This window comes from Micromonospora sp. NBC_00898, assembly GCF_045207895.1.
In the GTDB taxonomy this organism is placed as follows: domain Bacteria; phylum Actinomycetota; class Actinomycetes; order Mycobacteriales; family Micromonosporaceae; genus Micromonospora.
Map to the genome: position 1 here is coordinate 7,161,016 of NZ_CP108775.1, position 15,612 is coordinate 7,176,627.

At 71.8% G+C, this 15,612-nt stretch carries 10 protein-coding genes; 6 read left to right on the plus strand and 4 right to left on the minus strand.

All coding sequences use genetic code 11. From position 1 onward, the window contains the following. Window positions 1–27 precede the first annotated feature (27 nt). The 4 genes from OG799_RS34810 to OG799_RS34825 all read left to right on the plus strand — a co-directional run bounded on the left by OG799_RS34810 (window position 28) and on the right by OG799_RS34825 (window position 4,556). A complete protein-coding gene (locus tag OG799_RS34810) occupies window positions 28–267 on the plus strand; it encodes a 4-oxalocrotonate tautomerase family protein (protein ID WP_406041481.1) in 240 nt (79 codons plus the stop codon). Between the two features lie 118 nt (window positions 268–385). Then, window positions 386–2,074, plus strand: coding sequence for a methylmalonyl-CoA mutase (locus OG799_RS34815; RefSeq protein WP_406041483.1), 1,689 nt, complete (start codon window positions 386–388; stop codon window positions 2,072–2,074). A 211-nt stretch (window positions 2,075–2,285) separates the two neighbouring features. Continuing rightward, window positions 2,286–3,206, plus strand: coding sequence for a tetratricopeptide repeat protein (locus tag OG799_RS34820; RefSeq protein WP_406041485.1), 921 nt, complete (start codon window positions 2,286–2,288; stop codon window positions 3,204–3,206). 66 nt (window positions 3,207–3,272) lie between these two features. Then, on the plus strand, window positions 3,273–4,556 hold the full coding sequence (locus OG799_RS34825; RefSeq protein ID WP_406041487.1) for an arginase family protein: 1,284 nt from the start codon (window positions 3,273–3,275) through the stop codon (window positions 4,554–4,556). 72 nt (window positions 4,557–4,628) lie between these two features. On the opposite strand, the gene OG799_RS34830 is transcribed toward OG799_RS34825, so the two are convergent. Then, entirely contained in the window at window positions 4,629–6,632 is a 2,004-nt protein-coding gene (locus OG799_RS34830) for a penicillin-binding transpeptidase domain-containing protein (RefSeq protein ID WP_406041489.1), read from the minus strand. Between the two features lie 287 nt (window positions 6,633–6,919). Between OG799_RS34830 and OG799_RS34835 the strand changes: the two genes are divergently transcribed. Then, window positions 6,920–11,977, plus strand: a complete 5,058-nt coding sequence (locus OG799_RS34835; RefSeq protein WP_406041491.1) for an NAD-glutamate dehydrogenase — start codon at window positions 6,920–6,922, stop codon at window positions 11,975–11,977. 70 nt (window positions 11,978–12,047) lie between these two features. Here the strand turns inward: OG799_RS34835 and OG799_RS34840 are convergent, their stop codons facing one another. Together OG799_RS34840 and OG799_RS34845 are read right to left on the minus strand one after the other, a co-directional pair. Further along, entirely contained in the window at window positions 12,048–12,794 is a 747-nt protein-coding gene (locus tag OG799_RS34840) for a class F sortase (protein ID WP_406041493.1), read from the minus strand. Continuing rightward, window positions 12,781–13,560, minus strand: coding sequence for a hypothetical protein (locus tag OG799_RS34845; RefSeq protein ID WP_406041495.1), 780 nt, complete (start codon window positions 13,558–13,560; stop codon window positions 12,781–12,783). The genes OG799_RS34840 and OG799_RS34845 overlap by 14 nt, the downstream gene beginning before the upstream one ends. Before the next feature lie 648 nt (window positions 13,561–14,208). Here OG799_RS34845 and OG799_RS34850 point away from each other — a divergent pair. After that, window positions 14,209–15,087, plus strand: a complete 879-nt coding sequence (locus tag OG799_RS34850; protein WP_406041497.1) for a glycoside hydrolase family 6 protein — start codon at window positions 14,209–14,211, stop codon at window positions 15,085–15,087. Window positions 15,088–15,212: 125 nt separating this feature from the next. Here the strand turns inward: OG799_RS34850 and OG799_RS34855 are convergent, their stop codons facing one another. After that, window positions 15,213–15,584, minus strand: a complete 372-nt coding sequence (locus OG799_RS34855; RefSeq protein WP_406041499.1) for a hypothetical protein — start codon at window positions 15,582–15,584, stop codon at window positions 15,213–15,215. Between the last annotated feature and the right edge of the window lie 28 nt (window positions 15,585–15,612).

Here is a 15,612-nt window from a genome sequence, read left to right on the forward strand (position 1 = left end):
CCACAACCCGGAGAAAGGCACACGGCGATGCCGATCGTCACCATCCAGATCACCCGGGAGGGCAGCACGCCCGGTGCGTCCGCGGCGACCGCCGAGGAGAAGGCCGCCCTCATCAAGGGGGTTAGCGAACTGCTGCTCGACGTCCTGAACAAGCCGTTGGACTCGACCTTCGTGGTGATCGACGAGGTCGACACCGGGAACTGGGGCCGCGGCGGCCTCCCGGTCGAGCAGTACCGACGACAGCAAAACCCGGGCTCACCGGAGTAACCGCGCGGGTGCGTACCGGCCGGTCACGTTACTGGCCGGTACGAACATCCTTAGCGATCGTTCAGGCACCCGTTCTACACTCGGACTTCAGTCGAGGACTCGAGGAGGAGCTCCGCGGATGAACGCCGACGAGATCGCCGCCGGACGGGCACGCTGGCAGGCCCGCTACGACGCCGCACGCAAGCGGGACGCGGACTTCACCACGCTCTCCGGAATGACCGTGGACCCGGTGTACGGCCCGCCGGAGGGCACCGCCTACCCGGGCTTCGACCGGATCGGCTGGCCGGGCGAGTTCCCGTACACCCGGGGCCTTCACCCGACCGGCTACCGCGGGCGGACCTGGACGATCCGCCAGTTCGCCGGGTTCGGCAACGCCCAGCAGACCAACGAGCGCTACAAGATGATCCTCGGCGCGGGCGGCGGTGGGCTCTCCGTCGCGTTCGACATGCCGACCCTGATGGGCCGCGACTCCGACGACCCGCAGGCGCTCGGCGAGGTCGGCCACTGCGGCGTCGCCATCGACACCGCCACCGACATGCAGGCGCTCTTCGACGGCATCGACCTGGCCGGCGTCACCACCTCGATGACCATCTCCGGCCCGGCCGTGCCCGTCTTCTGCATGTACCTGGTCGCCGCCGAGCGGCAGGGCGCCGACCTGTCCACGCTGGACGGCACGCTGCAGACGGACATCTTCAAGGAGTACATCGCGCAGAAGGAGTGGCTCTTCGACCCGGAGCCGCACCTGCGCCTGATCGGCGACCTGATGGAGTACTGCGCCCGGGAGATCCCGCGGTACAAGCCGCTCTCGGTCTCCGGCTACCACATCCGCGAGGCCGGCTCGACCGCCGCGCAGGAGCTGGCGTACACCCTGGCCGACGGGTTCGGCTACGTCGAGCTGGGGCTGTCGCGCGGGCTGGACGTCAACGTCTTCGCCCCCGGGCTGAGCTTCTTCTTCGACTCCCACGTCGACTTCTTCGAGGAGATCGCCAAGTTCCGGGCCGCCCGCCGGATCTGGGCCCGCTGGCTGCGAGACGTCTACGGCGCCACCAGTGAGAAGGCGCTCTGGCTGCGGTTCCACACGCAGACCGCCGGGGTGTCGCTGACCGCCCAGCAGCCGGTCAACAACGTGGTGCGGACCGCCGTCGAGGCGCTCGCCGCGGTGCTCGGCGGGACCAACTCGCTGCACACGAACGCCCTGGACGAGACCCTGGCCCTGCCCACCGACGAGTCCGCCGAGATCGCCCTGCGTACCCAGCAGGTGCTGATGGAGGAGACCGGGGTGACCAACGTGGCCGACCCGCTCGGCGGGTCGTGGTACGTCGAGGCGCTCACCGACAAGATCGAGGCCGAGGCGGAGGAGATCTTCGCCCGGATCAAGCAGCTCGGCGGCGAGGGCCCGCACCAGATCGGGCCGATGACCTCGGGCATCCTGCGCGGCATCGAGGACGGCTGGTTCACCGGCCACATCGCCGAGTCGGCCTTCGTCTACCAACAGGCGCTGGAGAAGGGCGACAAGAAGATCGTCGGGGTGAACTGCCACACCGGCACGGTCGCCAAGGACCTGGAGATCCTGCGCATCTCGCACGAGGTGGAGCTGGAGCAGCGCCGCGTCCTCGCCGAGCGCAAGACGGCCCGCGACGACGCCGCCGTCAAGGCAGCCATCAACCGCATGGTCGAGGCCAGCCGCGCCGACGAGAACATGATCCCCGCCATGCTCGATGCGGCCCGCGCCGAGGCCACTCTCGGCGAGATCTGCGACGCCCTCCGCGCCGAGTGGGGCACCTACCGCGAACCCGCCCGCTTCTAACCCACCCCCACCCCCACCCCACGCCTCCCGCGATCTTGCAGTTGGTGCCCTGGCGAAAGCCGCGAATGCCGCAGAGCGGAGTCGCAACCTGCAAGATCGCGGAGGAGTGGGGGGTGGGGCGGTGAGGGGGGCGGTGAGCAGGGTGAGAACTGCAACTGTCGCCGTCGCGGTTGATCTGAGTTCGGCGACGTCCGTGCGAGACTAGATAACCATGAGCGACCCACGGATCACCTCGTCGATCTTCACCCGCGGCGCGGTCGACCTCAGCGCGCTGCGCAGCACGCCGGCCCCCACCCGTCCCACCACACCGGCCCAGTCCGGGCCGCCCACCGGTCTTCCGGGCGCATCCGCCGCCGGCGGCGAGGTGGCCGTGATCGACGTTACCGAGGAGACCTTCCAGGCGGAGGTCCTCGAACGTTCGCTCAGCACCCCGGTGATCGTGGACTTCTGGGCCGAGTGGTGCGAGCCGTGCAAGCAGCTCTCCCCGGTGCTGGAACGGTTGGCCGCCGAGGGCAGTGGCGCGTGGGTGCTGGCCAAGGTGGACGTGGACGCCAACCCCCGGATCGCCCAGATGTTCCGGGTGCAGGGCATCCCGATGGTCTACGCCGTCGTCGGCGGGCAGCCGATCGACGCCTTCTCCGGGGTGGTGCCGGAGGCCCAGCTCCGGCAGTGGATCTCCGCCGTGCTCAAGGCCGGCGGCGTCGCCGTCGCCGAGCCGGAGGACCCCCGCCTCGACGAGGCCGACGACGCGCTGATGAGCGGCGACCTGGACGCCGCCGAGCGGGCGTACAGGAAGATCCTGGCCGAGACCCCGGCGGACGCCGCGGCCGAGGCCGGCCTCGCCCAGGTCGGGCTGGCCCGCCGGGTCGCCGGCGCCGACCCGCAGGCCGCGCTCACCGCCGCCGAGGGCGCCCCCGACGACGTCGAGGCCCAGCTCCTCGCCGCCGACATCGAGGTGCTCAGCGGCCTGGCCGAGCAGGCCTACCGGCGGCTGGTCGGCCTGGTCCGCCGGACCGCCGGCGACGACCGGGAGAAGGTACGCCAGCACCTGGTCAGCCTCTTCACCATCGCCGGCCCGGAGGACCCCGCCGTGGCCTCGGCCCGCCGGGCCCTGGCCAGCGCGCTGTTCTGAGTTCGTAGCACGCCAGCGCGGGCCGGCGCTCCGGCCGGCCCGCCCGACAACCGAGGACGGGAGCCCATGATGCGCCGGATCGCCGTCCTCGACGCACCGACCAACCTGGGGCTGCGCCCACCCACCGCCACCGCCGTCCCCGGCTGCGCCAAGGCGCCCGGCGCGCTGCGCGACCACGGCCTGCTCGCCCGGCTGCGGGCCCGGGACGCCGGCTGCCTCACCCCGCCCCGGTACGACCCCGGTGACTGGCGCCCCGGCGACGGTGTCTGCCACGCCCCGGAGATCTCCGGATACTCGGTGGCCCTCGCCGACCGGATCGGCACGATCATCGACCGGGGGGAGTTCCCCCTGGTGCTCGGCGGGGACTGCTCCGTGCTGCTCGGCTCCGCGCTGGCCATGCACCGGCTCGGCGAGGCCGTCGGCGGCCGGATCGGGCTGGTCTTCGTGGACGGTCACTCCGACTTCCGGCACCCCGGCAACGCCTCATACGTCGGCGCGGCGGCGGGGGAGGACCTCGCCCTGGTCACCGGGCGGGGGCAGGCCGACCTGGCCGCCATCGAGGGACGCCGCCCGTACTTCCGGGACATCGACGTCGTGGTCCTCGGTATCCGGGCGCAGGACGAATACCGCCTCGACCTCCAGGCCGCCGGGATCACCACCCGGCCGGTGCCGGCGCTGCGCGCCGAGGGCGCCGCGCGGACCGCCCAGTGGGCCCACGAGCAGCTCGCCGACTGCGCCGGCTACTGGGTGCACATCGACGTGGACGTGCTCGACCCGGCGGTGATGCCGGCGGTCGACGCCCCCGATCCCGGCGGGATCGCCTTCGCCGAGCTGGAGATCCTGCTCGCCGGTCTGGTCGACACCCCGCACTGCCTCGGCGTCGAGCTGACCGTCTTCGACCCGGACTACGACCCCGACGGCTCGTACGCGGCCGAGATCGTCAACACCGTGGTGTCCGGGCTGGCACCGGTCTCCGCGCCGGCCGCGATGCCGCCACGGCTGCTGTCGGCCACCCCGGCGCCGCCGTCCCCGAGGCGGGGCAACGGGCGGCCGGCCGGCCTGCCAACATCCGCCGTCACCGTGGAGCCGGTCGTCCCGGGCCCGGACGACGGTCCGTCCGACGGATCGGGGTCGGTCCGGCCGCCGGCCCTCGGCGGGCCGGGCCTGTTGCGCCGGGTTCCCGAGCCGGAGGGGGAGACCTCCGACGGAGCGGAGCCGGTCGGACCGCCAGCGCCTGCCGGTCCGGGCCTGTTGCGCCGGACTGGACTGTCGGACGAACAGCCCGGGTCGGAAGCAGCCGAGTTGGCCGGCGACCTCACCTCCCCGAGGCCGGGCGCCGACATCGCCTGAGCAGACCCGGCCCGCGCCGCCCGGCCGGATCTGCGTGGTCTTGACGGGGCGGGGCGGTACCGGTCCGGTTGGTCAGCGGGCGGGGAGGGCGCGGAGGAAGCGCTCGCTGATCGGCACCGCGCTGTCCGTGCTCGACCCGCCCTGCTCCACGAAGACCGCGAACGCGACGTCGCCCTGCCAGCCGACGAACCAGGCGTGGGTGTGCGCCGGGTTGTTGTCGTACTCGGCGGTGCCGGTCTTGCCGTACACCGGCTGGCCGGGGACGTCGGCGAGGGCCTTGGCCGTGCCGGCGGTGACCACCGCGCGCATCATCGTCTTCAGCGCCGCGACGGACTCCGCCTTCAGGGCGGGACCCGCCGGGGCGGGCTGCCCGGGTGCCGGGTCCAGCACCAGCTTCGGCTGCTCCCAGTGCCCCCGGGCCACGGCGGCGGTGGCGCCGGCCATGGCGAGCGGGCTGACCACGGTGGTGCCCTGGCCGATCGCCGCGGCGGCCTGCTCGGTGGCGGAGCCGCCGGTGGAGACCGCGCCGGTGAAGACGTCGACGCCGAGGTCCCACTTTGCCTCGAGGCCGAGGGTGCGGCCGGTGGTGGCGAGCCCGTCCGGGCCGAGCTTCGGGGCCAGCGAGGTGAAGGCGGTGTTGCAGGACTTCGCGAAGTCGGTGCTGAACGGCACCGCCCCGAGCTCGAAGTTGTCGGAGTTCTTGAACGGCCGGCCGTCCACCACGAACGTCTTCGGGCAGGCGACCGTCGCTTCCGGGGTCACCGCGCCCCTGTCCAGCAGGGCGAGTGCGCTGACCGTCTTGAACGTCGATCCGGGCGGCACCTGGGCGGTGAAGGCGAGGTTCTCGCCGGCCGGGCCGGGCCCGTTGGCGGCGGCGAGCACCGCGCCGTCGCTGATCCGGACCGCGACCAGGGCGGACCGCCGCTTCTCCCCGCGCAGCGCCGCGTCGGCGGCGTTCTGGGTGGCCACCTCGAGGGTGGTCTTCAGTGGCTGGCCGGTCTTCGGCTGGCTGCGGAACACCTCGGCGTCGGTGCTCACGTCCGGCTCGCCGGGCTCACCGGCCTCACCGGCCTCACCGGGCTCACCGGGCTTGGCGTGTTCGGTGACCACGGTGAGCCCGGGGACGCCGCGCAGGCGGTCGTCGTACCCGCCCTGGAGGCCACCGTGGCCGACCAGGTCGCCGGCGGCGTACCGGTCGGGGTGCGCCTTCAGGTCGTCGGCCTGAGCCGGGTCGACCGAGCCGAGCAGCGCGCGGGCGAATTCTCGCGTCGGCGCCAGGTCGATCTTCTCGGCCCGGAACTTGGTGCCGGGCAGGTCATAGATCCGGGGCTTGATCTGCCGGTACGCCTCGTCGCGCAGCGTCACCACCTCGACGAACGCCCCGGGGTCGGCCCCGGCCAGCCGCTTGGACAGGTCGGACAGGTCGACGGGCGGGGTGAGCGCCGGCCGGATCGCCTTGAATGCGGCGTCGAGCTGCTGCATCAGCTTCGTGACGTCGGTGACCTCGCTCGGCTGCAGCCCGACCCGGACCACCGGGCGGGGGGCGACGATCGGGGCGCCGGTGGCGTCCAGCACCCCGGCCCGGGGAGCGGCGTCCCTGCGCAGCGCCAGCCGGTCACCGTCCTCCAGCTGCTCCTGCACCAGCGCCGGCTCCCAGATCACCTGCCACTGGTCGTCGCCGCCGCGCTTGAGGCGTACCGGCCGGTCGTAGGCCCAGCGGGTCTGACCCGGCAGCGTCCAGACGACCTCCACCTGGGCGGTCGCGGTGTCGGCGGTGACCTTGGCGTCGCCCTTGCGCTTCAGCGCCGGCGGGGTGTCCACCAGATCCCCGGAGAGCGCCCGGATCTCCTTGGTCACGTCGGCCGCCGGGACGCGGGCGCCGGTGGCGTCGATGAAGCCGACCGTGTGCAGGTCGCCGGAGCGCCAGCCGGCCAGGAACGCGTCGACGCTGCGCTCGGGGCCGTCCTCGGTCGAGCATCCGGCCAGCGCGCCGGCGGCGAGCACGGCGGCGGTCGCCGCCGCGAAGATCGGCCGGAGCGGTGATCGGCGACGACGAACGGGGTACGGCACGAGCATGAAGCTGTCCCTCCGGTGCGAAACTGCCCTGCACGCTAGTACGGGCCGCGCTTTCCCACCGCCCCGCCGCCGCTCCGACGTGCGGAAAGAGAGGGGTGTGACAGTGTGATGAACATCGCGAGCCGGGGTACTCCGCGACCGGCCGCCCACGTACCCGCAACGGGTGAAAGGACAGAGTCCCGATCCGGACGTCCGGCCAGTGGTCCACCGACGAAGGGGCAGAGCGGCAGGGCCTAGGCTGGGCGGAGAGTGACCCACAACGCGGTGGGTCGAGGGGAGTGGCACCGATGGACCGGCGTCCGGCGATCAAACCGGGACCCGACCTCCGGCAGGCTGACAACGGCCGGGACGACAGCTTCGATTCGGCGACCGACGGGGATGGTTCCGGCCGCCTCGATACAGGAGTGACCGGGATGACCGGTTCGAGCATCGACACCCTCTACGACCTGGGCCTGCCGACGCAGGCGCTGGGCGACGACGTGGAGGACGCGGAGCTCGACGAGCCGGTACCGAACGCGGAGCGCCTGGTGGCCCAGGCCGTCGCGCTGGCCGGTGACGACCACGACGCGGCGACCCTGGTCGGCCGTTTCTGGCGGTTCGCGCCGGACGAGGAGCTGATCGGCTTCACGACCGAGGAGATGCTCGACGCGGCCCGGGCGCACCGGGACCTGGCCCAGCAGCGCGTTCCCGGCGAGTTGAAGCTGCGCATCCATGAGCCGGACGCCGAACAGCACCACACCGTCATCGAGATCGTCACCGACGACATGCCGTTCCTGGTGGACTCGGTGACCGCCCTGCTGAACTCGCACCACCTCGACGTGCACCTGCTGGTCCACCCCCTGGTGGTGGTCCGCCGGGAGCCGTTGGGCCGGTTGACCGAGGTGTCGGCCGACGTCGAGCCGGACGACGCGATCGCCGGTGACCTGGTCGAGAGCTGGATGCGGATCGAGATCGACCCGGTGCGCGACGCGGCCGAGCGGGAGAAGCTCCGCCGGGAGTTGCAGCGGGTGCTCACCGACGTCCGGGAGGCCGTGGAGGACTGGCCCAAGATGCGGCAGCGGGCCCTCGCGCTCGCCGACGAGCTGGCCGCCGCGCGGACCTCGGACAACCGGCCGCCGGTGCCGGAGAAGGACATCACCGACTCGGTGGAGCTGCTGCGCTGGCTGGCGCACGACCACTTCACCTTCCTCGGCTACCGCGAGTACCGGCTGGTCGACACCGACGGCGCCGACGGCGGGCAGGCGCTGGAGGCGATGCTCGGGACCGGGCTGGGGATCCTCCGCTCCGACTCGCCGGAGGCCCGGGCGCTGTCGTCGATGACCCCCGAGGCGCACGAGAAGGTGCTGGAGAAGCGCCTGCTGATCATCACCAAGGCCAACTCGCGGGCCACCGTGCACCGCTCTGCCTACATCGACTACATCGGCTTCAAGATCTTCAACGAAGCGGGTGAGGTGGTCGGGGAGCGGCGCTTCCTTGGTCTCTTCTCCACCGCGGCGTACCGGACCAGCGTGCGGGAGCTGCCGGTGGTCCGCCGCAAGGTCGCCGAGGTGCTCGACCGGTCCGGGTTGAGCCAGCGCAGCCACTCCGGCAAGGACCTGCTGCAGATCCTGGAGACCTACCCCCGCGACGAGCTGTTCCAGATCAAGACCGACGACCTGTACCACGCGGTGATCGGCGTGCTGCGGATGGCCGGCCGCCGGCAGCTGCGGGTCTTCCTGCGCCGGGACGCCTACGGGCGGTTCATCTCCTGCCTGATCTACCTGCCCCGGGACCGGTTCACCACCCAGAACCGGCTGCGCATGCAGGACATCCTGCTCCGCGAGCTGAACGGCGTCGGGGTGGACTACACCACCCGGGTCACCGAGTCGATGCTGGCCCGGCTGCACTTCATCGTCCGGACCGACCCGACCAACCCGCCCGGGGAGATCGACGCCGACCTGCTCGCCGAGGAGCTGGCCGACGCGACCCGGCTCTGGGACGACGACTACCGGCTGGTGCTGGAGCGCAAGCTCGGCGACGAGCAGGCCAAGCACCTGTTCAGCCGGTACGCCGACGCGTTCCCGGAGGGCTACAAGGACGGGCACACGCCGTACGAGGCGATGAAGGACCTGGCCAAGCTGGAGCTGCTGGAGGAGCCCGGCCAGCTCGAGATGCACCTGTTCCGCAAGCAGCTCGCGCCGCGGCCGGGACGTCCCGGTGCGGACGTCGACGAGACGATGGACGTCCGGTTCAAGGTCTACCGGTACGGCGAGCCGATGATGCTCTCCGCCGTGCTGCCGGTGCTGCACTCGCTCGGCGTCCGGGTGGTCGACGAGCACCCGTACGAGGTGGACCGGGTCGACGGCCGGGTCTTCCTCTACGACTTCGGCCTGCGGCTGCCGGAGGCACACGAGGAGCTGGCCGAGGTCCGTCCGCACGTGGAGAACGCCTTCGCGGCGGCGTGGCGGGGCGAGGCCGAGGTGGACGGCTTCAACGAGCTGGTGCTGCGGGCCGGGCTCACCTGGCGGCAGGTGGTGGTGCTGCGGGCGTACGCGAAGTACCTGCGTCAGGCGGGCACCGTCTTCTCCCAGGAGTACATGGAGCAGACCTTCATCGCGTACCCGCGGATCACCGGGCTGTTGGTGGAGCTCTTCGAGGCCCGGTTCGCGCCGGGCGCCACCACCCTGGACGAGCGGCGGCAGCGCAGCGGCGAGCTGGTCACCGCGATCGGCGCGGCGCTGGACGACGTGGCCAGCCTCGACCAGGACCGGATCCTGCGGTCGTACCTGACGCTGATCCAGGCCACCCTGCGGACCAGCTTCTACCAGAGGCCGGTCGGCGGGCGGCCCAAGTCGTACGTGGCGTTCAAGCTGGATCCGCAGGCCATCCCGGACCTGCCGGCGCCGCGGCCGAAGTTCGAGATCTTCGTCTACTCGCCGCGCTTCGAGGGCGTGCACCTGCGGTTCGGGCCGGTGGCCCGGGGCGGGCTGCGCTGGTCCGACCGGCGGGAGGACTTCCGCACCGAGGTGCTGGGCCTGGTCAAGGCGCAGATGGTGAAGAACACCGTGATCGTGCCGGTGGGCGCCAAGGGCGGCTTCGTGCTCAAGCAGAAGCCGGGCGACCGGGACGAGGCGGTGATCTGCTACAAGGAGTTCGTCGGCGCGATGCTGGACGTCACCGACAACATCGTCGGCGGCGAGATCGTCCCGCCCGACGACGTGGTCCGGCACGACGCCGACGACCCGTACCTGGTGGTGGCGGCGGACAAGGGCACGGCGACGTTCTCCGACATCGCCAACGAGATCTCCATCGCGCACAACTTCTGGCTGGGCGACGCGTTCGCCTCCGGCGGCTCCGCCGGCTACGACCACAAGAAGATGGGCATCACCGCCCGGGGCGCCTGGGAGTCGGTGAAGCGGCACTTCCGGGAACTGGGCCACGACACCCAGACGGCTGACTTCACCGTGGTCGGCGTCGGCGACATGTCCGGCGACGTGTTCGGCAACGGGATGCTGCTGTCCGAGCACATCCGGCTGGTGGCCGCCTTCGACCACCGGCACGTCTTCCTCGACCCGGATCCGGACGCCGCTACCTCGTACGCCGAGCGGAAGCGGCTGTTCGACCTGCCCCGGTCGTCCTGGGAGGACTACAACACCGAGCTGATCTCGGCCGGTGGCGGCGTGTATCCGCGTACCGCCAAGTCGATCCCGGTCAGCCCGCAGGTGCGCGCGGTGCTCGACCTCGACGACGACGTCACCCAGCTGTCGCCGCAGGAGCTGATGAAGGCCATCCTCACCGCGCCGGTCGACCTGTTCTGGAACGGCGGCATCGGCACCTACGTGAAGGCGGCCAGCCAGACCAACGCCGAGGTGGGCGACAAGTCCAACGACGCGATCCGGGTGAACGGCAAGGACCTGCGCTGCCGGGTGGCCGGCGAGGGCGGCAACCTGGGCTGGACCCAGCTCGGCCGGATCGAGTACGCGCAGGCCGGCGGCCGGATCTACACCGACTTCATCGACAACGCGGCCGGCGTGGACACCTCCGACCACGAGGTGAACATCAAGATCCTGCTCAACACGGCGGTCGCCGACGGCGAGCTGACCATGGACGAGCGGGACGGGCTGCTCGCCGACATGACCGACGAGATCGCCGAGCTGGTGCTGCGGGACAACTACGACCAGGCCCGGGCGATCAACAACGCCCAGGCCCAGGCCGCCTCGCTGCTCCCGGTGCACCGGCGGATGCTCAACGAGCTGGAGCGGTCCGGCCAGCTCGACCGGGCGCTGGAGGCGCTGCCGCCGGACGAGGAGCTGGCGGTCCGCAGCGAGTCCGGGCTGACCGCGCCGGAGTTCGCGGTGCTGCTGGCGTACGTCAAGATCGTGCTGGAACGCGAGATCGTGGCCGACGGGCTGGCCGACGAGGAGTGGACGACCGACGTCCTGGTCAACTACTTCCCGACACCCTTGCGGGAGCGGTTCGCCGACCGGATGGGCCGGCACCGGCTGCGCCGGGACATCGTCACCACCGTGCTGGTCAACGAGGTGATCAACCGCGGCGGCATCTCGTTCGTCTTCCGGGTCGTCGAGGAGACGGCCGCCTCGGCGGCGGACGTGCTCCGGGCGTACGTGGTGGTCAGTGAGGTGTTCGGGCTGCGTGAGCTCTGGGACGCGGTGGAGGCGCTGGATAACAAGGTCTCGCCCGAGCTGCAGACCAACGTCTACCTGGACACCCGGCGGCTGCTCGACCGGGCGGTGCGCTGGCTGGTCACCAACCGGCGCTCGCCGATCGACGTGCCGGCGGAGATCGCCCGGCTGCGGGACGGGGTCACCCGGCTGCTGCCCGGCCTGGAGAACCTTTTCTACGGCAGCGAGCGCGAGGCCATCGCGGCGCACATCGACTCGCTGACCTCCAGCGGGCTGCCGCGGGAGCTGGCCGAGCAGGCCACCCGGCTGATGTACAGCTTCGGGCTGCTCGACGTGGTGGAGACGGCCCGGTCCACCGGCCGGGACGTGGGTGAGGTGGCCTCGGTCTACTTCGTCCTCTCCGACCGGTTCCGGGTGGACGCCCTGCTGTCGAAGATCTCCCTGCTGCCGCGGGAGGACCGGTGGCAGACGTTGGCCCGGATGGCGCTGCGCTACGACCTGTACGCCGCGCTGGCCGCGCTCACCGCGGAGGTCCTCGGGTCCACCCCGGAAAGCCTCCCGCCGCACGAGCGGGTGCAGGAGTGGGAGCAGGCGAACGCCACCTCGATCCACCGGGCGCACCGGGCGATGGGGGAGTTCGACGAGTCCCGGGCCGACCTGTCCGCTTTGTCGGTGCTGCTGCGGCAGATCCGCACCCTGGTGCGGACCTCGGCCGCGGCCTGATCCCGGACGTGCCCCGGCGCGGTCCGGTCGGTCGGTCAGCCGACCGCCGGACCGCGCCGGGGCGTCCGCGTCACTGCGCCATGGTGGCGAGGACGATGATGTTGTTCAGGTAGCTGCGGGCGGTCTGGTCGAACACCCCGCCGCAGGTCACCACCCGCAGGCTCGGCTTGTCGCTGGGGCCGTAGACCAGCTCCGTCGGGAAGTTCGTCTTCGGGTACGACGTCACCTCGTCGACGGTGAAGGTGACGCTCCGGCCGTCCTCGCGGGCGACCGTGATGGTGTCCCCCCGTTGGAGCGAGCCGAGGTTGAAAAAGACGGCCGGCCCGAGCTTGGCCGAGTCGACGTGGCCGACGATGACCGCGTTGCCGACCTCACCCGGGCTGGCGCCGGGGGAGTACCAGCCGGCCCGCTGGGCCTGGTCCAGCGGGGGCACCTGGACCGTGCCGTCGGGGTTGGTGCCGAGCGACATGATCTCGGCGTTCACCCCGATCCGGGGAATCGAGATGGTCGTCGGGTTCGACCGGTCCAGGCCGACGGGGGCGCTGTCCGGGTCCGGCGGGTCCGTCGCCTCCTCGGCGGCGGACGCCTGGTCGGCGGCCTGGGTGCCGCCGACGGTGGTGGGGGTGGTGGTCGGGTCGGCCGCTCCGGCCTGGGCCAGCGGCTGGGGCGGGCGGGGCGGGGGCACGGTCCGGTAGGACGCGCCGATCATGCCGGCGCCCGCCATGGCGAGGAGGACGACGACGACCGCGCCGGCGGCGCGCCACGGTTTCCCGTGACGGCCGCCGGCCGGTGTCGCCGTCGTGTCAGCCGAGGCCATTGATCCGACGCCGACGCAGCAGCACGATGCCGCCCAGGGCGGCGGCGCCGACCATGCCCGCCCCGCCGGCGGCCATGCTCTTGTCGGTGCTGGTGGTGGTCATGCCACCGTCACCCCCGTCAACGTGGCCACGCGGCATGCAGTCCCGGTCGTCGTGGTCCCGACGGTCCTGGTCCTTGTTGTCGCGGTCCTTGCCGTCCTGGTCCTTGTTGTCGCGGTCCTTGCCGTCCTGGTCCTTGTTGTCGCGGTCCTTGCCGTCCTGGTTCTTGTTGTCGCGGTCCTTGCCGTCCTGGTTCTTGTTGTCGCGGTCCTTGCCGTCCTGGTTCTTGTTGTCGCGGTTGTTGCGGTCCTCGTCCGACTGGTCGTCGGCCATGCCCCCGCCCTGGCCGTCAGACCCCGACTGCCAGGTCTCGTCGGAGTTGTCGCTCCAGTCCTTGCGGTTCTCGTCCTTGCGGTTCTCGTCCTTGCGGTTCTCGTCCTTGCGGTTCTCGTCCTTGCGGTTCTCGTCCTTGCGGTTCTCGTCCTTGCGGTTCTCGTCCTTGCGGTCGTCGTGCTTGCCGTCGTGGTCCTTGTTGTCCGAGTCCTTGTGGTCCCAGTCCCCGTGGTCGCCAGGGCAGGACTCAAGAAGACTGACCTGCGGCTTGGCTACGACGTTGCCCGTGTACGCGTGTCCGGCCGCGTACGCCGCCCCGGGCGAGAACAGCAGCAGGGACGCGCCGCCGAGAGCGGCGCCCGCAACGACCTTCCCGAGCATCTTCTTTCCCATGACCTGCGTCACTCCATCCCTGTTTGTCCTGAGCCCGACGGGAGCCGAGCTACGACCGACGTTAGACCGTTTCGCGAGCTATCCGGGGAAAGATTCATGTTCTAGAGTTTGGTGACGATACGAGGCATAGGGGTGCTAAGCGGCTTATGCTCGGGTTAGGGACACGGCGCGGCCTTCCATGCCGCCCGGGCGGCTGCAACCTCACTGGGTGCGGAGGTTCCCCATCCGCCGGGCCCTGTCCCGCTCGGTCGACCTGCGGCGATCCAGCCCTGCTGCGCCGCCCCGTCCCCGCAAGGTGGTTCGCCCCTTACGGTTACGGCGATCAGGGCCTCGAACCGTTGCCATGGAAGCGCTCCCGCGCGAGAATCGCTGCACGCGGTTCGGGGAGCCGCACCGCGACGTCAGGTGTCGAGGGCGTTCGGTTCACCGGGCGACATCCGACCAGCCGACCGGCAGTCCCACGCCGGTCGCGTCACCACCACCACGCCCGTCCGGGTCGGGCGGCAACCACCGACGAACCCGTGGCGCCGACGGCCGTCCGCACCGGACGTCCGACGGGCCATTCCGCCGCGCCGTACGCGGATCCGGTCTCGCCCAAGGAGATCAGTGGCATGAGGCGGGGCGGAAGGTGGACAACCCGTACGCCGGGTGAAGGGGTACGGGAACCCGGAGTGGAAGGCCAAGGCGGACGGCGAGGCGGGCGGCAGCCGGGTCTCGAACAACCCGACCGCGGTCTGGCTGGACCGGATCGCATCAACGGCACGACCAACAGCAGCTCCAACGGCTCGATGGGCGTCCGCGACCACCCTGGACGCCGCGCTCACGCAGGGCACCGGCTACATCCAGTTCGTGATCTACAACCTGTCCGGCCGGGACTGCGCCGCGCTGGCCTCCAACGGTGAGTTCGGCCCGAACGAGCTGCCGCGTTACAAGGCCGCGTACATCGACCCGATCGCCGCGATCCAGGCCGACCCGAAGCACGCCAGCCTGCGGATCGTCAACATCATCGAGGTCGACTCGCTGCACCACGGCTGGATCGGCTGGGACAGCAACTTCGGCCCGACCGCCTACCAGCTCCTCGCGGCGGCCGTCGCCTCCCGCAGCAACATCGGCATGCTGATCGACACCTCCCGCAACGGCTGGGGCGGCACCGCCCGGCCCACCGGCCCGGGCGCGACGACCAGCGCCGACACCTACGTCAACGGCGGCCGGATCGACCGGCGGATCCACGCCGGCAACTGGTGCAACCAGGCCGGGGCCGGCCTCGGCGAGCGCCCGCGGGCCAACCCGGAGCCGGGGATCGACGCGTACGTCTGGGTGAAGCCCCCCGGGCGAGTCGGACGCAGCACCCTCACCCAGAACGACGAGGGCAAGGGCTTCGACAGGATGTGCGACCCGACCTACACCGGCAACGCCCGCAACGGCAACAACCCGACCGGCGCCCTGCCCAACGCGCCGATCTCCGGTGCCTGGTTCTCCGCACAGTTCCAGGAGCTCATGCGCAACGCCTACCCGCCGCTCTCCTGAGCCCACCGGCAGGCCTACCCGTCGCGGCGGGAGCGAGGCACGGCCGCGGTAGGTTCCCCCGGGCCCCTGGCCCGACCGTGCACCGGTCGGGCCAGGGGCACCCGCCGCATACGCGGCCTCGGCCGTCAGGGAACCGTGCGCTCGATCGCCGCCCGGCCCAACTCGGCCAGGTCCCGGCGGGCCCGCTCCAGGTTCTCCGGGGTGAGGTCCTGACCCCGGGCCATCACCAGGTCCTCCGGCTCCCACGGCTGCTCGGCGCCGGTACGGATGTTGTCCCCGCCCGCCCCGGTGCCGGTCCCGGTCGCCCCGGTGCCCGCCGCGTACGGGTCACCGAGCAGGTCCGGCGACCCGGTGTCGGGCACCGCGCCGTCAGGCTCGGTGAAGACGGGATTGTCCCGGTCGGCGCCGCCGGTCCTCAGCTGCGGCACGGTGCTGTCGTCGTCCACCGCGGCGGCCACCTCCGGGCTCTCCTCCAGCGGTCGGTCCCGATCGGTCATGGTGCTGCCCTCCTGTCCCCAGACGCGT